We start from the raw sequence: 515 nt of genomic DNA, 5'->3' as shown, positions 1-515 counted from the left end.
GCCAGCATTCGGGTAACGCTTACCAAGTTGGGCAAAAGTCAGCGCAATTGGACAAATCGCGATGAATAAAAGGACCCAAGCCCACAAAGAAAAATGGCCAGCGATTCCTGCCGCGATAGCGGGAATCATAAACAAGCCTGTTCCCATCAAGGTTGTGGACAACTGGGCGATACCGGAGATAAGAGAGATGTCTTTTTTTAGCTGTTCCATGCGTTTCTCGGACGTTTTATTTAAGTGCGCGTTCCATGCTGCGCCTTAATTGGACTTTGGGTTGAAGATAGAATATCTGAACTCCAAAAAACAAAATGCGCTTGTTCACCGTCAATATGACGGTTGTTTTAAATAAATCCAACAAAATGTTGGTTTCTTATGCATTTAGAATAGGTATAGAATAAGAAAATTAAGGGAAGCTTGGTATATTTATGGACAAATTTGATCACAAGATCATTGATATCCTCCGGCATAACGCGCGGTTGTCGGTCACCGAGATTGCGGAGAAGGTCAATTTATCTCGC

Annotated in this window: 1 protein-coding gene and 1 pseudogene; one reads left to right on the top strand and one right to left on the bottom strand. The window is 42.7% G+C overall.

Annotated features, from left to right (window positions below; genetic code table 11):
• Positions 1–210, bottom strand: a pseudogene (locus R7040_RS30015) (L-methionine/branched-chain amino acid transporter); the annotation flags it as partial.
• A 212-nt stretch (positions 211–422) separates the two neighbouring features.
• Here R7040_RS30015 and R7040_RS30010 point away from each other — a divergent pair.
• The coding region (locus R7040_RS30010) for an AsnC family protein (protein ID WP_318098127.1) at positions 423–515 on the top strand (93 nt) is incomplete at its 3' end.

It is taken from the genome of Vibrio sp. 1069 (genome assembly GCF_033340555.1).
Note: the sequence above shows the minus strand (reverse complement) of the source record. Positions and strands in the feature narration are given on the sequence as shown.